The organism is Bartonella elizabethae F9251 = ATCC 49927 (genome assembly GCF_000518165.1).
GTDB lineage: Bacteria > Pseudomonadota > Alphaproteobacteria > Rhizobiales > Rhizobiaceae > Bartonella > Bartonella elizabethae.
The window spans coordinates 249535-270428 of the sequence record NZ_JADB01000003.1 but is presented as its reverse complement, the minus strand read 5'-3'; the positions used below and the strand labels follow the sequence as shown (position 1 = coordinate 270428).

Here is a 20894-nt window from a genome sequence, read left to right as displayed (position 1 = left end):
GCATGAACCACGAGGTCATGAATCTTTTCAATCCTCAAGCGCCAGCGCAAACATTTGACTCTATTCGTATTTCGATTGCGAGTCCTGAGAAAATTTTGTCTTGGTCGTATGGTGAGATTAAGAAGCCTGAGACTATTAATTATCGGACTTTTAAACCAGAGCGTGATGGTCTTTTTTGTGCACGTATATTTGGCCCGATTAAAGACTATGAATGTCTATGCGGTAAATATAAACGCATGAAATATAAGGGAATTATTTGTGAAAAATGTGGTGTGGAAGTTACCCTTTCGCGCGTACGTCGTGAGCGTATGGGACACATTGAGCTGGCAGCACCTGTTGCGCATATATGGTTTCTGAAATCATTACCTGGTCGTATTTCTACACTTTTAGATTTGACTTTAAAAGACATTGAGCGTGTTCTTTATTTCGAGAATTATATTGTAACCGAACCAGGATTGACCTCTCTTAAGCTCCACCAGCTTCTTTCTGAAGAAGAATATATGCTTGCGATTGATGAGTTTGGAGAAGATCAGTTTACAGCGATGATTGGCGCTGAAGCTATTTACGAGCTTTTAGCAAGTATGGAGCTCGATAAAATCGCTAATGATTTACGTCTCGAATTAGCTGAAACAACTTCAGAGTTAAAGCAGAAAAAATTGATTAAACGACTTAAGATCGTTGAAAATTTTCTTGAATCTGGGAATAAGCCAGAATGGATGATTATGAAAACAATTCCGGTTATTCCACCGGATTTACGTCCATTGGTTCCACTTGATGGTGGACGTTTTGCGACATCAGATCTCAATGATCTTTATCGGCGTGTTATCAATCGTAATAATCGTTTGAAACGGCTAATTGAATTGCGTGCTCCTGGGATTATTGTGCGTAATGAAAAACGTATGGTGCAAGAAGCTGTTGACGCATTGTTTGATAACGGACGGCGTGGGCGTGTGATTACGGGAGCCAATAAACGTCCATTAAAATCTCTTTCAGATATGTTAAAGGGTAAGCAAGGCCGTTTCCGTCAAAACCTACTTGGAAAGCGTGTTGATTACTCGGGGCGTTCTGTTATCGTGACAGGTCCTGAATTAAAGTTACATCAATGTGGTCTTCCTAAAAAAATGGCCCTTGAATTATTTAAGCCCTTTATTTATGCGCGCCTTGATGCAAAAGGATATTCTTCGACTGTAAAACAAGCAAAAAAGCTTGTTGAAAAAGAGCATCCAGAAGTTTGGGATATCTTAGATGAGGTTATTCGTGAACATCCTGTTTTACTCAATCGTGCCCCAACATTACACCGTTTGGGAATTCAGGCTTTTGAACCTATCTTAATTGAAGGGAAGGCTATCCAACTTCATCCATTGGTATGTACCGCTTTTAATGCGGACTTTGATGGAGATCAGATGGCGGTTCACGTTCCGCTTTCTCTTGAAGCACAGCTTGAAGCCCGTGTTTTGATGATGTCGACCAATAATATTCTTCATCCAGCGAATGGTGCCCCTATTATTGTTCCATCACAGGATATGGTTCTTGGACTTTATTATCTCTCGATTGTTTCTGAAAAAGAACCCGGTGAAGGAATGGCTTTTTCTGATATAGGTGAGCTTCATTATGCCTTGGAAAATAAGGTCGTAACGCTTCATACGAAGATTAAAGGCCGCGTTAAGAATATTGGCGAGGATGGAAAAGAAGTTTCTAAACTTTATGATACGACACCTGGTCGTTTGATTATCGGTGAGCTTTTGCCCAAAAATTCGAGTATCTCATTTGATATTGTCAATCAAGAAATGACAAAAAAGAATATTTCTAAAATGATTGATCACGTTTATCGCCACTGTGGACAAAAAGAGACGGTTATTTTTTGTGACCGTATTATGCAGCTTGGTTTTTCTTATGCTTGTCGTGCAGGAATTTCATTCGGGAAGGATGATATGGTTATTCCCGATAGCAAGTCACGTTTGGTTGCAGAAACAGAAGCTTTGGCGAAGGAATACGAACAGCAATATAATGATGGTTTGATTACACAGGGTGAAAAATACAATAAGGTTGTGGATGCTTGGGGTAAGTGTACAGACCGTGTTGCGGATGAAATGATGAAACGAATTCAAGCCGTCGATTTTGATCCTAAAACAGGTCGTCAACGGCCTATGAATTCAATCTATATGATGTCGCACTCTGGTGCTCGTGGTTCAGCTAACCAGATGAGACAGTTGGCTGGTATGCGTGGATTAATGGCAAAACCATCGGGTGAAATTATTGAAACCCCCATTATTTCAAATTTTAAGGAAGGTCTAACTGTTAACGAATACTTTAACTCTACCCATGGTGCGCGTAAAGGTCTTGCGGATACTGCATTAAAAACAGCAAACTCTGGTTATCTCACACGGCGTCTTGTTGATGTGGCACAGGATGCTATTATTTCAGCTGTTGATTGTGGTACTGCAAAAGGGCTTACGATGCAGCCGATTGTTGATGCAGGACAAATTGTTGCCTCTCTTGGACAACGAATTCTTGGTCGTACAGCCCTTGTTGATATTTTACATCCTGTCTCTGGAGAGGTTATTCTTGAAGGTGGAGCGATGATTGAGGAGGCTGATGTCGCGAAGATTGAAGAAGCCGGAATTCAATCTGTTCAAATTCGTTCTGCTTTAACATGTGAAACACGTCTTGGTGTTTGTGCAAAATGCTATGGTCGTGATTTGGCGCGTGGAACACCGGTTAATCAGGGAGAAGCCGTTGGTGTTATTGCTGCTCAATCCATTGGTGAGCCGGGAACGCAGCTTACTATGCGTACTTTCCACTTAGGAGGAACTGCACAAGTTGTTGATTCATCGTATTTAGAGGCATCTTATGAAGGTACGGTGGAAATTCGTAATCGTAATGTGGTTCGTAACTCTGAAGGTCATTTGGTTGTTATGGGGCGTAATATGGCTATCCTTATCAAGGATGAGTTAGGAAAAGAACGCGTTGTGCATCGTGTTAGCTATGGTGCACATATTTTTGTTGATGATGGTGATGTGGTTAAACGTGGCCAGCGTATAGCAGAATGGGATCCTTATACACGTCCAGTTTTAACGGAAGTTGAAGGTTATGTGGGTTTTGAGGATATGGTTGATGGTTTATCAGTCACTGAAACAGCTGATGAATCTACAGGGATTACGAAACGTTTGGTGATTGATTGGCGTGCTAATCCACGTGGTGCGGAGCTCAAACCAGCCATTATTATCCACGCAGATAAAGAGGGTAAGTCCATTGCTAAATTATATAAGGGAGGTGAAGCCCGTTATATGATGTCAGTGGAAACTATTCTTTCTGTTGAGCTTGGTGCTCATGTTAAAGCTGGTGATGTTATTGCTCGTTTGCCAATGGAAAGTGCTAAGACGAAAGACATTACAGGAGGGCTACCGCGGGTGGCAGAACTTTTTGAAGCGCGTCGTCCAAAGGATCATGCGATTATTGCTGAAGTCAGTGGTACAATTCGTTTTGGTCGTGGTTATAAGAATAAACGCCGTATTATTATTGAACCAAATGATGAAACTCTTGAGCCCGTGGAATATTTGATTCCAAAAGGTAAGTTGTTTCACTTCCAAGAAGGTGATCAAATTGAAAAGGGTGATTATATCCTTGATGGTAATCCAGCCCCTCATGATATCTTAGCGATTAAGGGTGTTGAAGCTTTGGCATCTTACCTTGTTAATGAGATTCAGGAAGTTTATCGTTTGCAGGGGGTTCTTATCAATGACAAGCATATTGAAGTGATTGTTCGTCAAATGTTGCAAAAGGTTGAAATTACTGAATCTGGAGATTCTGGTTATATTCCAGGTGATAATGTTGATCGTATTGAACTTGATGAAATCAATGATAATTTGATTGCAGAAGGGAAGAAACCCGCATCTGGTAATCCCATTCTTCTTGGAATTACAAAAGCTTCTCTTCAAACGCCTTCTTTTATTTCAGCAGCATCGTTTCAGGAAACAACGCGCGTTCTGACCGAAGCGGCGGTTTCTGGAAAAATTGATACTTTGCAAGGACTTAAAGAGAACGTTATTGTCGGTCGTCTTATTCCTGCTGGTACAGGCGGTACGATTTCTCAAATTCGTCGTATTGCAGCAGTTCGTGATGATTTAATTGTAGATGAACAACGTAAGTCTAGTAATAACGAAGCAGCGAAGGCTATGTTGACAAATATGACAGCCGAAACCGTTGCTGAATAATTTAGAGACAATATCATATAATAAAAAAACGTCTGAATAGAGGTTCAGACGTTTTTTTATATCAAAACGTAGAAGTTGCATATTCCCCAGAATAATCATAAAAAATTATAAGCCGATAGTCGTTTATTATTTTGTAATGATGCTTATCTTTTTTGTTGCTTCATTTTAAAGTTTTCTTATTTCTGAAGGCAGTATAGAAAATTCTTTTCAGGGTGTGTAAAGCCTAAAAGCCATATTTCAAGAAAAAGAGAGGATTATCTATAAGTGAAATAACGATTAATTTTGAATTTTAAGAAAATTTTTTGATTAATATTTTCTGCAAAGATTTAAAAAGTCTTATGATAAGAATGTATGTCTTTATATTTTAGAATGCGGGAAAGTAAAGGATAGGGTGCTTACTAAAATTTTATAAAAAACAGGCATATTTCTTATAACAATGCAGTCTATGAAAACAGAATGCTAAAATGTACGAATATTATTCAATTAGAGAATTGACGCGTGAGTTTTCAATAACAGCTCGGACTTTGCGTTATTATGAAGAAGAAGGGCTTCTTATTCCTTTCCGGCGTGGAAGTATACGGCTTTATACACAAACGGACCGTCATAAGTTAAAACGAATACTACGTGCTAAAAGAGTTAAATTTTCATTGTCTGAAATATCTGAGATGTTGGCTATGGTTAGAGATCCACCTGATGATGAGAAAAAGCTTAAGAAGTTAATTGCAGGAATTCATAAAAAGCGAGCTGATTTAAAGAAGATGCAGCATGATATTGATGATCTTCTACAGGATTTAGAACGAATTGAGGAGAATTTTTTTGAGAGCTTAGCAGAGTTGGGGGTAATCGTTAATTATGAAATTTATTTCATCTATTTTTGGAAAATTTTCTTTCTATTAAAAGAGATAGATTGTGCTATCTTAATAGATAGATGGTCTTTAACACTGCGTGAAATGTGTAAGTCATTTGAAAAAATAGAGCGTGCGCAAAAAGCAGCAAAGGTATTTTCGCAATATATTGTCCTTAATAAGCAAAAAATATTTTTCAATTAAAGAAAGCAAAGACAATGGCAGTTTCTCCCATGAGTATTTTTCAATCTATTTTATCGCGAAAGTCAATTCGCGCTTTTACTGACCAGCCCGTTAGTTTGGAAACAATCAAAGAAATTTTAAAACTTGCAGCACGTGCACCATCTGGAACAAATATTCAGCCATGGCAAGTGATTGTGCTTACGGGAAGTGTATTACAGAAAGTAGGGCAAGAGCTTTCAAAACTTGTGCTTTCAGGTGTAAAAGGAGAACGTGAATATCATTATTATCCACGTCAATGGCGTGAGCCTTATCTTTCAAGGCGTCGAAAAGTTGGTTTGGATCTTTATCAGAGTCTTGGAATTCAAAAAGGTGATGAAGAAAAAATGCTTCATCAAAAGGCGCGTAATTTTTTATTTTTCGATGCACCCGTGGGACTCTTGTTTACAATGGATCACGACATGGAAATGGGGAGTTGGCTTGATTTAGGTATGTTTATGCAGACTATTATGCTCGCAGCACGTGGATTTGGATTGGATACTTGCCCTCAAGCGGCTTTTGCTGATTATCACAAACAGATTCGTACACTTTTATCGATTCCTTCTGATCGCCATATTATCTGTGGTATGGCACTTGGTTATCGCGATATGAATGCTCCAGAAAATAACTTTGAGACAGAACGAGAACCATTAGAAAACTTTGTACGTTTCATTGAAGCATCTCCATAAAATATTTTGTGTAATCAAGTATACGTTTTGAATGACTTACTATATTATAAAAAGTATTTCCGGTGAAAATTTCACATTCTCATTAAATTCTAGTCTTGCATATTAACACTTATTTTACTAGGATTCTAAAGTTAAGAGAGTGATGACTCTAGGGGCATTGTTCATTTTAAAGGTTGACTATGGAAAGCACTATAGAAAGAAAGTGTTGGGTGGTAGCAAGACGAGCGACATTCGTGTTTATTGCTGTCATTTTTTTAGTTTATCTCACAATTTGATTTTAAATGGGACAAACGTTATAAAAAGCGTATGCTCAAACCATACTACAGTTTTGAGGTGATACGTGTTTTTATCTGTTTTTGAACTTTTTAAAATTGGAATTGGTCCTTCTAGCTCACACACGATGGGACCGATGACAGCTGCTAATATGTTTTTGCAAAAGATACGAGATTTTTCTCAGTCATCCGATATTCAAGTTTCTCGTATACGTGTTTATCTTTACGGTTCTTTAGCTTTCACGGGTATTGGTCATGCGACAGATAGAGCTATTGTATTAGGACTTTTAGGAGAAAAAGCTTCGAGTGTTAATCCTGATAATATGGAATTTCTGTTAGAAAAAGTTATCCGTGAAAAAAAAGTGCAACCAGAAAAGCATCCCGCTTATCAGTTTGATTTGCAACATGATCTTATTTTTGAACGAAAAGAAACCTTACCTGGACATACTAATGGACTGGCATTTGAAGGACTTGATACGGGTGGGAATATCCTATTGCGGCAGATTTATTATTCTATCGGGGGTGGCTTTGTTGTGACTGAGGATGAATTAAACCATATAAATGATGATATACAACCAGAAGCATTTGAGGTGCCATATCCTTTTGATTCTGCGCGTACAATGTTATCAATGGCGGAAAAATCCGGACTTTCGATTGCTGAAATGAAGCGCTTAAATGAAGAAACAAAGATTGAGCGTTCTTCTCTAGATGCAGGACTTGATAAAATTTTTTCAGCGATGACAAATTGTATTGATAGAGGTCTTTCACAAGAAGGTGAGTTGCCTGGTGGATTACGTGTTCTAAGGCGTGCTAAAAAGCTGCATGAAATGCTTTTGAAAAATCAAAAGAAAAATTTTAATTATCCACTTTGGGCAAATGATTGGCTTTCGGTATATGCTATGGCAGTCAATGAGGAAAATGCAGCAGGTGGTTGTGTTGTTACCGCTCCAACAAATGGGGCCGCTGGTGTTGTCCCCGCAGTTTTACGTTACTATCTTCAGTTTAATGATGATTCAGATCAAGAGGGAATACATAATTTCCTATTGACGGCAGCAGCGATTGGCGGTGTTATCAAACATAATGCCTCTATTTCTGGTGCAGAAGTTGGATGTCAAGGTGAAGTTGGAACGGCATCTTCAATGGCTGCGGCGGGGTTGACTGCAGCGTTAGGTGGAACGCCGGCTCAAATTGAAAATGCAGCGGAAATTGCGCTTGAGCATCATTTGGGAATGACGTGTGATCCGGTTGCAGGTCTTGTTCAAGTTCCTTGTATTGAGCGTAATGCAATGGGGGCGGTTAAGGCCGTAACGGCTTCTTCTCTTGCATTATATGGTAATGGGGAACATTTTGTTTCTCTTGATGCTTGTATAGAAACAATGCGTCAGACGGGTCATGATATGAGTGAACGCTATAAAGAAACAAGTAAAGGTGGTCTCGCAGTCAATGCAATATCTTGTTAAGAGCTGAATATTTTTTCAATCCATAACTGGACTCGTCGGGGAAGAACAGCATTTTTTCTTCCTAAGAAAACTTATATTTTTTGTTGCTTATAAAACAAAGTTGCAATTTAATTCAGCAGTATGCTTAAGATAAATTTGAGATGGTTTCGTCCTTTCTGAACGAGGAGGAGCTTTTATCCGCAAGATTGGAGGGAGAACATTACTTATATCTGTTTGATTTGTCTCTTAAATGGAAAAACAGTCTTATTAGAAAAAAAGCGCAAATAAATAAAATGAGCGATCAATTTATCATTACTTTCTAGCTGGATTTTAAAAGGAGAGACTTTTTGGACATCTGTTATGGCGAAAAAATACCTTGAAAAAAAGTCTAATTCGCAATAATCAAAAGGTGTGTTAGAAAATCTTATTCTCCAACTTTTATTTAAAATCTTGTCCCGATAAAAAATTAAAATAAATAATAGCCTATACATTAAAAATATTTGTCAAAATTTTCATGAAGAATAGAATACAGATAATACGATATTATCATGTTGTTCATTCGTGGATTTGTTTTACATGAAGATTGTGATACCATTAAAGAACACAATAAACAAAAGCGTGAGATAGTGCATAATCTTCATTATTTAAAGGACTCGCTTTAGGTACTTTTGAAAGTTGTAAAGCTGAATTAAAAGGAGATAGAAAGGCTTGGGCTTTTAAAACTTCATATTTCTTCCAAAATTAAGTTTTCTGCTTATTTTAGAGATTATACAAACAAGAAATACACAATGTCCTTGTTTTCATCTGGCATACAAAAGTTGCAACAGAAGAAAAAACACTAAATCGCTTGAATATTTGTCTCAAACATGCGGTTGCTTTGGATTTGGATGTTGATTTGTAGACAATAGAAAGAGCATGGGCTTCTCTTAAGAAAATAACTCCATAAAACACAAAATTTACCAGTAATGTACTGAAGAGAAGAGCCTTCTTTTTATATAAAAAACTTTGCCAAACAACACGTAACACATTTAACTTTATGTTCGTTTGTTTTTACAGGTATTCGTAAACATCTATTGCTTTATATTTGTGAGAATTAGATTGAGGATGATTTATGGATAATCTCTGCTGAAGGTATGGGAGACCGATGAGATGCTAAAGAAGAATTTCGTGTATCTTGATCATTAGAAGCAATGAAAATAATTAAAAAGCCAGTTACATCTCTAAAAGTGATTTTATTTTTTACGGCGTGTTTGTTGTAGAGGAAATCGTTATTAAAAGGTTTTTTTTTATTGTATTTTTACAATAACCTCTAAAATGATAAGCTTTCATCCCATGTAAGGATCATTTTTTTCAGAAATATATCAAGGATAATTTTTGCTATTAAATCAAAAAGTAGAAAAATATTTGGTATTTTTTGTGTCCTTAAAAAATAGTTTGATTGGAAGCTTGAAGATATTGGATAATTGAAAAAGCCATAAATATAATTCCTACGACTTAATAAAGAAGTATGTCTATCAAAGGATTTTCTAAGACTGTAGATGATGGTGCAATAATTAAATAATTCTTTTAGAAAAGGTTTGTATAATTAAATATTTGTTGCTCCTAGACGGATTTTAATAGGTACATTACCAGTTTGACTAGCAACACGTAAATGGATGCGTACAGGAGGCAGCATGATACGACGATTGCGCATCGTTTGACAAATGAGAAGATTAACAAGAGATTGTGTATCTAAGGCAGTTGAATTATATTTTAAACCAGTAAGTTTTACGGCAGCATCGTGAAGAGAACGTAATGAAAGGAGGGATGATTGCTTCAATAATTTTTCTTTTTCATGGAATGAAGCAAAAGCATTATCTGTCATAATACTATCCTTAACGCAGAATTCAAAAACTTTTAGTAAGCTACAGTATAGCAGTTAAAATTTGCTTTCTTTAATGTAGAACAAGCATCAAAAGCAGCTTTTTTTGATTGAAATCCCGTAAAACGGGCACGGTAATAACGCTGCCCATTTTTTTCAAACAGTTGCATATGTGAAGAGGCGTTCTTTAAAGTAGAAAAAGCTGTGTTTTTTGCTTTTAAAAGCAGAGTGTTTGCTTGTTCTTTACTGGGAAGAGAACCAATTTGGATAGCCCACCCGGCATTTGTGGACAAAGAAACGTTTACAATTTTATGAGTCTCAACCGATATAGCTTTTTGAGGGTTAGGTATTGGTACAATGACTCTATTTACAGCCGTTATTGCAACATTAGAGTTTTTAGGTTGTTCAGCAAATGCTGTCAACATAGTTGAAATTTCACCGCTAAAATCATTTGAATCAGATTTAATGGTCGGTATAGGAGTTTTTGCGCCAGTGGGTAAGTGATAGTGTACAGAGGCCATTAAACGTTCCCCAGTTTTCATTTGGCTTGCTTTGGGCAAATATTGATTCAATAAGCTAGCCATGTGCTCGTCACGTGCAGTAGATGATTTACCTCCCATAACAACAGCGACAATAGAACGTCCTTCAAGACGCATTGAAGTTGCTAAATTAGAACCTGACATTTGTGTGTAACCTGTTTTAATTCCATCGACCCCTTTCATTATTTTAACGAGTTTATTGTGGCTGTTAATTGTATGTCCACGGAAATTAAAACTTTTTATTTTGAACAATTTATATTGTTTTGGAAAATGTTTTCGGAGGGCTAAAGACAAAGTGGCGATGTCTCGTGCCGTAGAATAGTTGTGTACATCTGGAAGTCCTGAAGCATTGGCAAAATGTGTATGTTTCATGCCAAGTTTACGCGCTTTTGTGGTCATCATTCGAGCGAATTTTTTTTCACTCCCTCCAAGATATTCTGCAATGGCTGTAGCAACATCATTTGCAGATCTTGTAATGAGTGCTTTAGCGGCGGCTTCTGCAGAAATTGTTTGGCCTGCTTTAAATCCAATTTTTGTTGGTGGACGCATTGCTGCATAATGTGAAACAGGAATTGGAGTATTGGGTGTCACACGCCCCATCTGCATAGATTCAAACAGGAGGTACAATGTCATCATTTTTGTTAAAGAAGCAGGATAACGTTTCAGTGTTGCATTGGCTTGGAAGAGAGTTTTCCCAGTCGACGCATCTATCACAATAGCCGCATACTTATCAGGATAGGCACCCTGAGGTGTTGCTGATGCCCAACAACAAGAAAAAGCTAACATAATAAAAGAAATTGCCATCTTTTTATAGCAGCGCATAATTTTTTGATCATTAATATACACTTGCAGTATCCTATTTCTCCATTTACTGTGAAAAACCTCTATAAAACTTCCTGTTCTGTAACGTGTTGATGCAGTCTAGACGAATGGTATTACTAATTTGTTTACAGAAATTATTTTATGAGTGACTTCAATCTAACCATAGGGGGAAAGTTTTTTCTTATACAAAAGAGCTATTGCAATAGTTTTGAAAGAACTTAAAATTAATAAAAAATGTGCTGCATGGAAAACAATAATGGGACAAACACTCATAATAAACCCTCTATCTCATATTATGCATAATGAAAAATTCCACATTATGCATAATGAAAAGGGCAAGAATTGGAAGAAAGGTAGGCAGGGTGCGGTTATAATACCTAAAGCTAGAACAAAACTCCAAAAACCTAAATTATATCGCGTTCTTTTACTGAATGATGATTACACACCTATGGATTTTGTTGTTTTCGTTTTGAAAAACTTTTTTAAAAAAAATTTCGAAGAGGCAACGCGGATTATGTTAAATGTTCATCACAATGGGATAGGGGAATGTGGAACTTATACTTATGAAGTTGCTGAAATGAAAATCGTACAAGTGAGGGAGTGTGCACGTCAAAATGAACATCCGTTACAATGTGTAATGGAATGGAAGTGAGGAATTATGCCATCTTTTACACCTAGTCTTGAAGAGGTTTTGCATCGTGCATTAACAATTGCCACTCAAGCGCGACATGAATATGCAACATTAGAACATCTTCTTCTTGCACTGTTAGATGATGCCGATGCAAATTCCGTTATTCAAGCATGCCAAGTAGATGTGGACGAATTGCGCGAGCGCTTAACCAACTATCTTCGCTCAGAGTTAGATGAACAGATTAGAGCTGATGAGGATACAAAGCCTACAGCTTTTTTCCAGCGTGTTATCCAACGTGCGGTGATACATGCTCAATCTGCTGGAAAAGATGAAGTATCAGGGGCAAATGTTCTTGTTGCAATTTTTTCTGAACGTGAAAGCCATGCAGCCTATTTTCTTCAAGAGATGGGAATGACACGCTATGATGCTGTCCGTTTTATTTCACATGGTATTACCCGTGATGATGGATTATCCATGTTACTTGAAGGACTTGAAGAGCAATTAGATCAGCAGATTTCAGACAATGGTGAAAGGGTAACGAATGCTTTAACGGGTTATTGTGTTGATCTCAATTGTAAAGCACGAAATGGAAAAACTGATTTATTAATTGGCCGTGAAAGAGAAATTTCACGCATGATTCAGATTTTATGTCGAAGATCAAAAAATAACCCACTTTTGGTTGGTGATCCTGGAGTAGGAAAAACCGCTATCATTGAGGGATTGGCAAAGCGTATTGTTGATGGGCAAGTGCCTGAAGTTTTATCAAATGCTACGATCTTTTCTCTTGATATGGGGGGACTTGTTGCTGGTACACGTTATCGCGGTGATTTTGAAGAACGATTAAAACAAGTTATTAAAGAGTTTGAGCTATATCCAGATGCTATTTTATTTATTGATGAAATTCATACCTTAATTGGAGCTGGGGCAACATTAGGGGGAAATATGGATGCAGCAAATCTTTTAAAGCCTGCATTATCTTCTGGAACTATGCGATGTATTGGGTCGACAACTTACAGAGAATATCGAAAATTCTTTGAACAGGATCGTGCTTTAGAGCGCCGTTTTCAAAAGATTGATATTAATGAACCTTCTGTTCCTGATGCGATTAAGATTTTGCAGGGAATGAAGCCTTACTTTGAAGATTTTCATCAGATCAAATATACAGATCAGGCGATGAAGGCATCCGTAGAGTTATCTTCACGCTATATGGTTGATCGTCGATTACCTGACAAAGCAATTGATATTATTGATGAAAGTGGTGCAGCACAAAAGCTGTTGCCACAAAAACAGCGCAAAAAGACTATCGGTGTTAAAGAAATTGAAGCGACCGTTGCAACAATTGCAAGGATTCCACCTAAAACAGTTTCGCGGAATGATCAAAAGATATTGAGTAAGCTCGAGAGAGAACTCAAGCATGTTGTTTACGGACAAGATCAAGCAATTTCCGCTTTAGTGTCATCCATAAAATTGGCGCGAGCAGGTTTACGCGAACCAGATAAACCAATAGGAAGTTATTTATTTTCCGGACCAACAGGTGTTGGAAAAACTGAAGTTGCAAAACAGCTTGCATCATCTTTAGGTATTGAGCTCTTACGTTTTGATATGTCAGAATATATGGAACGCCATACAGTAGCGCGCTTAATCGGTGCTCCCCCTGGCTACATAGGGTTTGATCAAGGAGGTCTCCTTACAGATGCCGTTGATCAGAAACCTCACGCAGTCTTATTGCTCGATGAGATTGAGAAAGCTCATCCGGAGTTATTTAATATTTTATTGCAGGTCATGGATTATGGTCGATTAACAGACCATAACGGCAAGAAAATTGATTTCCGCAATATTATTTTGATTATGACAACCAATGCTGGTGCTTCAGATATGGCAAAATCAGCGATTGGATTTGGGAAAGTTCGCCGTGATGGTGAAGACATAGAAGCAATCAATCGGTTATTTACACCAGAATTTCGTAATCGGTTGGATGCAATTATTCCGTTTGCACCTTTATCTTACTTAACGATCAATCAGATCGTGCAAAAATTTATTTTTCAGCTTGAAGGACAATTAGCTGATCGGGAGATTTGTTTTGAATTAAGTCCTTCTGCAACTTTATGGCTTTCCAATAAAGGGTATGATTCTCAGATGGGAGCACGCCCATTAGGACGTGTTATACAAGAATATATTAAAAAGCCATTAGCAGATGAAATTTTATTTGGAAAGTTACGCAACGGTGGCATCGTTCGCGTATTGACGCAAAAATCAAATGGCGAAAAAGAAAGATTACAGTTAGAAATTTCTTCTTCTAATCTATCTGTTAGCTCAAAGAAAAGTAAAACGAAAAATTTTAATAAAAAAACTTTAGGAAAGAAAAGTGCAACATCTTAAGAATATGCTACAAAAGGGCTTATCATAGGGCAGCACGAATTTTTTTGGCATTCTCTTCAAGTATTTCTGTAGGTGTTATCACTCCATTATGAGGGGTAAGTTCTATTCCTTCCATACGTGGTATAATATGAAAATGGAGATGATAAACGCTTTGTTGACTAGCCGCTTCATTAAATTGCATGATCGTTATGCCATCAGCTTGAAAGGCTTTTTTGACAGCATTAGCGATTTTTTGAACAGCTTTAATAACAGGAAATAATGTTTCAGTATCGGCGTCAAGTAAATTTCGAGAACCTTTTTTAGGAATGACCAGTGTATGACCTGGTGCTTGTGGCATGATATCCATGAATCCAATAACATCATCATCTTCGTAAACGCGAACAGAAGGGATTTCATTACGAATTAATTTAGCAAAAATATTGTTATTGTCATAAGCTTGTTTCATACGAATATTTCCTTTTATTATAAGGGTGGATTTTAATGTCAAAAGGGAAAAGTGCAAGGTTTATCAGAGTATAAGATAAAAAATATTTTACCTTCAGTGATCTTTAAGGAACGCACTGTCTTTGAATGAAGATTTAGATTTCTATGATGGCTTCAACTTCTACAGGAACATCCATAGGGAGGGAGGCAACACCAATAGCAGAACGGGCGTGTTTCCCAATTTCACCAAGAATATTGACAAATAAATCAGAAGCTCCATTGGCAACAAAAGGGATATCGGTAAAATGGGAATCAACAGCCACAAAAACAGTAATTTTTACCACGCGTTTTATTCTATTGAGGTCACCCAGAGTTGCTTTGAGTTGAGCGAGAATATTAAGAGCACAAGCTTCAGACGCTTTTTTGGCTTGCTCAGTATTCACAGTGCTACCAACTTTACCGATGGCTATAGGTTTTCCATTCGTAAGAGGGAGCTGTCCAGAAATAAAGAGTTGATTGCCACTTTGTGAAGTTGTGATGTAATTGGCAAGGGGTTGCGTTGCTGCAGGAAGAGTGATGCCGAACTTTTTTAAGTTTCTTTCAATTACATTGGTCATAATTTAAACTCCATAACTATTCTATAAACATATCATTGCATAACCTATTTTTTTATTGAAGGAAATGTGTGGTTAATTGAGAAATTAGCTTTTTTTGCCTTATTGTATGATGTTATGGAACAGGAATAAAGTTTGGAAGTTGGGAATGATTAGAGCATTATTTACAATAATCTTATATATTATTTTTTTCTGTACGGCGAACGCTGAAGAGCCTATTTTTATTGCGCCTCATCGAGCAATTTATGATTTTCAGCTCGATAATGTTTCTCATGAAATGACAATTTCTGGGATGTCAGGGCGAATGGTTTACGAGCTTACTGGTTCTGCATGCCAAGGCTATAGCACACGTTTTCGTTTCATTAGCCGTCTTCATGTTGAAGATATGCCGGTCCGTTTAACGGATCAACAGACGACGAGTTATGAAACAGGAGATAGCCGTACGTTTCGTTTTAATGTTACCGATCAAGAAGGCGAAGAGGTTACACATCGTGCTGAAGGGGTCGCGGAGCGAACGGGAGATGGTATTACAGTGACCTTAAAGAAGCCAAAGGAAAAAGAATATAAGCTTGCAATGGCTGAATTTCCAATGATGCAACTAAAAAATATTATCCGCCATGCAAAAGCGGGGGATCATTTTTATAATGTTACTGTGTTTGATGGGACAAATAAAGCGGATAAAGTTATAAAAGAAAGTATCGTCATCGGGGAAAAGAAAGCGCTTTTATCTGATAGCGAGACGGAAAAAATGAAAAAATTGGATGAAGAAGAATATTGGCCTGTTACAATCTCTTATTTTGATGATGGTGAAAATAAAGATGGTTTACCAGTTTATCAGAGCAGTTTTCTCTTACATGAGAATGGTGTCATGCGTGATCTTCATATAGATTATGGAACTTTTTCAGTGCGTGCAAAATTGAACAGTCTTGAATTTCTTGAACTTGGAAAAGATCTTGATCAATGTAAAAATGTAAATATTAAATGATTGAAGAAAATAACTTGAAAAAGAATCAAATATTAGTATGTTTGCGCTATTCCACACGCGGAGTTTGGGTGTTTGTAGATGATCTGTGAGGAAAGTCTAGTAAGCATCCGCCGGTAGTAGGTTTTCCTGCTTTTTCCGCGGAGGTTGAACCGGAAAGGATAAGATTTATGGCACTACCCGATTTTACTATGCACCAGCTTTTAGAAGCAGGTGTTCATTTTGGTCACCAGACTCATCGCTGGAATCCAAAAATGACTCCCTATATTTATGGTCAGCGTAATAATATTCATATTATTGATCTTTCTCAGACCGTTCCACTTTTACATCAAGCGCTTAAGCTTGTTTCAGACACTGTTGCGCGTGGAGGTCGTATTCTCTTTGTTGGCACAAAACGGCAGGCATCTGAAATTATCGCTGATGCAGCAAATCGTTCTGCCCAATATTATGTTAATGCGCGTTGGCTTGGCGGTATGCTAACGAATTGGAAAACGATTTCCAATTCGATACATCGTTTGCGAAAGCTTGATAAAATTCTTGCTGCTGAAGCGCAAGGCTTTACTAAAAAGGAACGTTTAAATCTTGAGCGTGATCGTGAAAAGCTTAATCGTGCGCTTGGTGGTATTAAAGATATGGGTTCTGTCCCAGATCTTATCTTTGTTATCGATACAAATAAAGAAAATATTGCACTCCAAGAAGCGAAACGTTTAAACATTCCAGTGATTGCTATTATTGATACTAATTGTGATCCTGATGATGTAACACATCCAATACCAGGGAATGACGATGCTTCACGTGCGATTTCTCTTTATTGTGATCTTTTTGCACGTGCTGCTCTTGATGGTATTGCACGCCAGCAAGGTGCAATGGGTGTCGATTTAGGTGCTCAAGTTGATGCACCTGTGGAGCCTGTTTTGGAAGAAAATGCGGTTTTGGCAGTTTCTGAGTAATATAAAACGCCTAATTAAGGTACTTTTATTATCTAAAGAAAAAGTTATAGGCGTGCAGAGGAAGTTTGCACGCTTTCACTGTTACAGAATGAAGAGGCAAATATGAGCGTTACTGCTGCACAAGTAAAAGAACTTCGAGAATTATCTGGCGCCGGAATGATGGACTGTAAAGCAGCGTTGGCAGAAACCAATGGTAATATGGAAGCTGCTGTTGATTGGCTTCGTAAAAAAGGAATAGCAAAAGCAGATAAAAAGGCGGGTCGTACAGCCGCTGAGGGATTAATTGGAGTCGTATCAAAAGATTCACATGCAGTTTTGGTCGAGATTAATTCTGAAACAGATTTTGTTGCACGCAATGATGGATTCCAAGACATTGTGCGCAAAGTAGCAACTGCCGCTTTGGATACGCCAGGTGATGTTGAATCTGTTTCTGTTTCTCTTTATCCAGGCTCTGAAAAGACAGTAGAGCTTGCAATTAAAGATGCAATTGGTACAATTGGCGAAAATATGACGTTTCGTCGTTCTGTTAAATTGTCTGTTGAGAATGGTGTTGTTGCGACTTATATACACAATAGTGTGGCTGATGGGCTTGGAAAACTTGGTGTTTTGGTTGCAATTGAAACAACGGGAAATAAAGAAGCAGCTCTTGCTTTTGGACGGCAAGTTGCGATGCATATTGCGGCAACCAATCCATTAGCACTTACAGCACAAGATGTCGATGCTGGTGCCATTGAGCGTGAAAAAGCAATTTTTTCAGATCAAGCACGTCAGTCTGGAAAACCTGAAAATATCATTGAAAAAATGGTGGAAGGGCGTATGCGTAAGTTTTTTGAAGAGGTTGTCTTACTTTCTCAAGCTTTTGTTATGAATCCTGATATGACTATTGAGGCTGCTTTAAAGGACGCTGAGAAATCAATTGGTGCTCCAGCAAAAATTACAGGCTTTGTTCGTTTTGCACTTGGTGAAGGTGTAGAAAAAGAAGAGTCTGATTTTGCTGCAGAAGTTGCGGCAGCAGCAAAAGGCTAGTTATTGCAAAGTTTTGATCAGAGATTTAAAATCTCCATTGGTTTTAGAGTCTCTGATGGAAGCAATATAATTTTTGTGAGGGCGTCACGTGAAAAAAGTGGTGCCCTTCGTGGTGTCAAAAGCAAAAAGACAATATGCTTTTGGGGAGATTATTTAATGGCATTAGCACTTCCGTATAAACGTATTCTTTTAAAGGCTTCTGGTGAAGCTCTTATGGGGGGGCAGAGTTTTGGTATTGATGTTTCTGTTGTCGATCGTATTGCCGCTGATATTGCAGAAGTGCGCGCAATGGGAATAGAAGTCGCAGTTGTTATCGGTGGGGGAAATATTTTTCGTGGTGTTGCTGTTGCTTCGCATGGGGGGGATCGCGTGACAGGTGATCATATGGGAATGCTTGCAACGGCTATTAATTCTTTAGCATTGCGAACATCATTGACAAAATTAGGGGTTGAAACTGTTGTACTTTCTGCGATTGCTATGCCACAAATTTGTGAAAGTTTTTCACAACGTAAAGCAATAGCTTATATGAATCAGGGAAAAGTTGTTATTTTCGCGGGTGGTACGGGCAATCCATTTTTTACCACTGATTCTGCTGCGACGTTACGTGCAGCAGAAATTGGTGCGGATGTTCTTCTTAAAGGAACACAGGTCGATGGTATTTATTCAGCCGATCCCAAAATAGACCCTACAGCTAAGCGTTTTGACCAATTAACACATGTTGAAATTTTGCAATGGGGATTATCGGTTATGGATTCAACGGCGGTCACTTTAGCCCGTGAGAATAATGTACCGATTATTGTGTATTCCATTCATGAAAAAGGCGGTTTAGCGAAGGTCTTGAATGGAACAGGGCGCTTTACAATGGTATCGGAATAAGAGTAAGCTTCAAAGGACAATTGAAGGAGACAGAAATATGAATGTTGCATCAATTATGGATGATCTGAAACGTCGCATGGATGGCGCTATTACGGCTTTTAAACATGAGTTGGGTGGTTTACGGACGGGACGGGCATCTGCGAGTTTATTAGAACCTTTAACCGTTGAATCTTATGGTTCTGTTGTGCACATTAATCAGGTTGCTAATATTTCTGTTCCTGAACCTCGGATGCTTTTTGTTTCTGTATGGGATAAAACAATGGTAGGAGCAGTCGAGCGTGCTATTCGCGATTCTGGTCTTGGTTTGAATCCCATAACTGATGGTACGAATTTACGTATTCCTTTACCTGAGTTGAATGAAGAGCGCCGTAAAGAACTTGTAAAAATTGCGCATCACTACGCGGAGCAAGCGCGTGTTGCGACACGTCATGTTCGTCGTGATGGTATGGACAATTTGAAAAAATTAGAAAAAGATGGTGAAATTGGACAAGATGAAGCCCACAGTCTATCCGAAAAAGTTCAAAAGCTCACAGATGAAACCATTGCTGATATCGATAAAATTTTAGCCGTGAAAGAATCTGAAATTATGCACGTTTAAAACGTTTTCTTGCTATAGAATACTCTACTTCTAGCGTTTCAATTATTTTTATGGATAAGAGCAGAGGGTCATCTGCGCTGTGATAGCAAGTTTGATGGAGCTGGCTGTTTTATCGTCTTGATGGGGGAAGATTTGTTGAAAAGAGTTGATGCTTTTATTCTTTAATCTACCAGTTTTGCCCTTTACTTAAGCACATTGTTTGACTGCATGATAAGAAATATTCATGAGGAATGACTCAAACATTCTAAGATGGGTTTGAGGTAATATGGCAGAAAAAATAATGCCTTACTCCTTATCATCCATTAAAAAACTTTGCGCAGGATGGTTGGACAAGAAGATGTTATGGGGCGTAATTTATTTTTAATGATGAAGAGTTAATAGAGTAGCTCTTTTATACGCAAACCTATATGTGTTAATTTATGTAGGGCGCAGATAACCACTTTCTCATTTTATGTTTAAGAAAATCTTTGAAAGTTTATTTTAAGATTAATCTAGATAAGGAAGATTTTTGATCTGTTTTCATTGATTATTCGTCGTATAAGCGCTATCTTGGTAAACTTAACTGTTTATGATAAATTATAAGAGAGATTTGCACAAGTATGAAATAAAAATACTGGGTAGGGAAGTTTTTCTTGCATCAATTTTAGAGCTTGTATTTTCTATTTTTATTGTTTGGATGTTGTTTTGTCTAATTTGGTTTATCGTGTTCTAACGGCTTTTGTGTTTGGCGTTATTGCTTTGTATCTAACATGGTTGGGAGGGACCACCTTTTTTCTGTTTGCATGGTGTATTGGCAGTTTTATTCTTTATGAGTGGATAAATATTACTCAAGAGAAGTGGTGTGTTTTACAAAAGATATTAGCAGGTATTTTTTATTTTCTCTTTGGCTTTTTTTTAGTGTTGAATGTATCAGCTTCATTGATTTTTTGTGTTTTAATCGTGTTGGCTGCAGTGTTGGCTATTATATCTATAAAAAACAGTGGTTGGGTTTTTTGTGGTTTTTTATATGCATCTTTTCCTGTTGTGGCTTTATGCTTTTTACGGGATCATGAGATGCTGGGGTTTCAAGTTGTTATTTTCTTATTTACGATAGTGTGGGGAACCGATATTGGTGGATATTTTATCGGACGTGCATTAGGGGGGCCTAAATTAGCACCACAATTTTCTCCTAATAAAACATGGTCAGGAGCACTTGGTGGTACATTTGTAGGTGTTTTTGGTGGTATATGGGTGGCTTTTGGATTTTTTGATATAAATTTAGCAAGTTTTTTTATGCCACTCCTTACACTTGTTTTGTCAATTGTTTCACAACTGAGTGATTTAGGACAATCATGGCTTAAAAGACGGTTTTCTGTTAAAGACTCTGGTTCTTTACTGCCTGGACATGGTGGTTTTATGGATCGTATGGATGGATTGGTAGGAGCAACTTGTCTTCTTTATTTAATTGGTTCATTGATGTCTGATATGGATTCACCTTTTCATCTTTTTAGTATGATTTAATGGGGAGAAGATATT

15 protein-coding genes and 1 pseudogene are annotated in these 20894 nt (G+C 37.7%); 12 read left to right on the top strand and 4 right to left on the bottom strand.

The annotated features are described in order from the left end of the window. The first annotated feature begins 2 nt into the window (after positions 1-2). The 4 genes and pseudogenes from rpoC to T429_RS0104995 all read left to right on the top strand — a co-directional run bounded on the left by rpoC (position 3) and on the right by T429_RS0104995 (position 7699). On the top strand, positions 3-4214 hold the full coding sequence (gene rpoC, locus T429_RS0105010; protein ID WP_005773654.1) for a DNA-directed RNA polymerase subunit beta': 4212 nt from the start codon (positions 3-5) through the stop codon (positions 4212-4214). A 464-nt stretch (positions 4215-4678) separates the two neighbouring features. After that, positions 4679-5056: pseudogene (locus T429_RS11025) on the top strand (MerR family transcriptional regulator); the annotation flags it as partial. A 221-nt stretch (positions 5057-5277) separates the two neighbouring features. Then, positions 5278-5967: a nitroreductase gene (locus tag T429_RS0105000; protein WP_005773652.1), complete on the top strand. Its 690-nt coding sequence runs from the start codon at positions 5278-5280 to the stop codon at positions 5965-5967. Positions 5968-6307: 340 nt separating this feature from the next. Further along, a complete protein-coding gene (locus T429_RS0104995) occupies positions 6308-7699 on the top strand; it encodes an L-serine ammonia-lyase (RefSeq protein WP_005775110.1) in 1392 nt (463 codons plus the stop codon). A gap of 1564 nt (positions 7700-9263) precedes the next feature. Here T429_RS0104995 and T429_RS0104985 read toward each other — a convergent pair. Both T429_RS0104985 and T429_RS0104980 read right to left on the bottom strand, forming a co-directional pair. Continuing rightward, the gene (locus tag T429_RS0104985) at positions 9264-9542 is read right to left on the bottom strand and encodes a hypothetical protein (RefSeq protein WP_005773650.1); all 279 of its coding nucleotides are present in this window, start codon (positions 9540-9542) and stop codon (positions 9264-9266) included. Between the two features lie 32 nt (positions 9543-9574). Further along, a complete protein-coding gene (locus T429_RS0104980) occupies positions 9575-10924 on the bottom strand; it encodes a D-alanyl-D-alanine carboxypeptidase (protein WP_005773649.1) in 1350 nt (449 codons plus the stop codon). 232 nt (positions 10925-11156) lie between these two features. Here T429_RS0104980 and clpS point away from each other — a divergent pair, with 232 nt between their 5' ends. Together clpS and clpA are read left to right on the top strand one after the other, a co-directional pair. Beyond that, the gene (gene clpS / locus T429_RS0104970) at positions 11157-11552 is read left to right on the top strand and encodes an ATP-dependent Clp protease adapter ClpS (RefSeq protein ID WP_005773648.1); all 396 of its coding nucleotides are present in this window, start codon (positions 11157-11159) and stop codon (positions 11550-11552) included. Positions 11553-11558: 6 nt separating this feature from the next. Then, entirely contained in the window at positions 11559-13910 is a 2352-nt protein-coding gene (gene clpA / locus T429_RS0104965) for an ATP-dependent Clp protease ATP-binding subunit ClpA (RefSeq protein WP_005773647.1), read from the top strand. Positions 13911-13932: 22 nt separating this feature from the next. Here clpA and T429_RS0104960 read toward each other — a convergent pair whose 3' ends face one another. Both T429_RS0104960 and T429_RS0104955 read right to left on the bottom strand, forming a co-directional pair. Next, positions 13933-14355, bottom strand: a complete 423-nt coding sequence (locus T429_RS0104960; protein ID WP_005773645.1) for an HIT family protein — start codon at positions 14353-14355, stop codon at positions 13933-13935. Between the two features lie 133 nt (positions 14356-14488). Beyond that, positions 14489-14950 (bottom strand): RidA family protein, encoded by a 462-nt coding sequence (locus T429_RS0104955; RefSeq protein ID WP_005773644.1) that lies wholly within the window; start codon positions 14948-14950, stop codon positions 14489-14491. 145 nt (positions 14951-15095) lie between these two features. Here T429_RS0104955 and T429_RS0104950 point away from each other — a divergent pair, with 145 nt between their 5' ends. From T429_RS0104950 to T429_RS0104925, 6 genes are all read left to right on the top strand, one after another. Further along, on the top strand, positions 15096-15932 hold the full coding sequence (locus T429_RS0104950) for a cell envelope integrity EipB family protein (RefSeq protein ID WP_005773643.1): 837 nt from the start codon (positions 15096-15098) through the stop codon (positions 15930-15932). A 167-nt stretch (positions 15933-16099) separates the two neighbouring features. Continuing rightward, positions 16100-16879 carry a 30S ribosomal protein S2 gene (gene rpsB, locus T429_RS0104945; protein WP_005773642.1) on the top strand — a complete coding sequence of 260 codons (780 nt, stop codon included), beginning with the start codon at positions 16100-16102 and terminating at the stop codon, positions 16877-16879. Between the two features lie 102 nt (positions 16880-16981). Then, positions 16982-17905 carry a translation elongation factor Ts gene (gene tsf, locus T429_RS0104940; RefSeq protein ID WP_005773641.1) on the top strand — a complete coding sequence of 308 codons (924 nt, stop codon included), beginning with the start codon at positions 16982-16984 and terminating at the stop codon, positions 17903-17905. Positions 17906-18061: 156 nt separating this feature from the next. Next, positions 18062-18781, top strand: a complete 720-nt coding sequence (gene pyrH, locus T429_RS0104935) for a UMP kinase (protein ID WP_005773640.1) — start codon at positions 18062-18064, stop codon at positions 18779-18781. Positions 18782-18818: 37 nt separating this feature from the next. Beyond that, positions 18819-19379: a ribosome recycling factor gene (frr, locus tag T429_RS0104930; protein WP_005773638.1), complete on the top strand. Its 561-nt coding sequence runs from the start codon at positions 18819-18821 to the stop codon at positions 19377-19379. Between the two features lie 684 nt (positions 19380-20063). Then, positions 20064-20879, top strand: a complete 816-nt coding sequence (locus tag T429_RS0104925; protein ID WP_005773637.1) for a phosphatidate cytidylyltransferase — start codon at positions 20064-20066, stop codon at positions 20877-20879. The last annotated feature ends 15 nt before the right edge of the window (positions 20880-20894 follow it).

Coding starts and splice junctions, on each gene's coding strand:
- T429_RS0104950 (WP_005773643.1), top strand. CDS start 15,096: ATGATTAGAGCATTATTTACAATAATCTTATATATTATTTTTTTCTGT.
- rpsB (WP_005773642.1), top strand. CDS start 16,100: ATGGCACTACCCGATTTTACTATGCACCAGCTTTTAGAAGCAGGTGTT.
- tsf (WP_005773641.1), top strand. CDS start 16,982: ATGAGCGTTACTGCTGCACAAGTAAAAGAACTTCGAGAATTATCTGGC.
- pyrH (WP_005773640.1), top strand. CDS start 18,062: ATGGCATTAGCACTTCCGTATAAACGTATTCTTTTAAAGGCTTCTGGT.
- T429_RS0104985 (WP_005773650.1), bottom strand. CDS start 9,542: ATGACAGATAATGCTTTTGCTTCATTCCATGAAAAAGAAAAATTATTG.
- frr (WP_005773638.1), top strand. CDS start 18,819: ATGAATGTTGCATCAATTATGGATGATCTGAAACGTCGCATGGATGGC.
- clpS (WP_005773648.1), top strand. CDS start 11,157: ATGGGACAAACACTCATAATAAACCCTCTATCTCATATTATGCATAAT.
- T429_RS0104960 (WP_005773645.1), bottom strand. CDS start 14,355: ATGAAACAAGCTTATGACAATAACAATATTTTTGCTAAATTAATTCGT.
- rpoC (WP_005773654.1), top strand. CDS start 3: ATGAACCACGAGGTCATGAATCTTTTCAATCCTCAAGCGCCAGCGCAA.
- clpA (WP_005773647.1), top strand. CDS start 11,559: ATGCCATCTTTTACACCTAGTCTTGAAGAGGTTTTGCATCGTGCATTA.
- T429_RS0104955 (WP_005773644.1), bottom strand. CDS start 14,950: ATGACCAATGTAATTGAAAGAAACTTAAAAAAGTTCGGCATCACTCTT.
- T429_RS0105000 (WP_005773652.1), top strand. CDS start 5,278: ATGGCAGTTTCTCCCATGAGTATTTTTCAATCTATTTTATCGCGAAAG.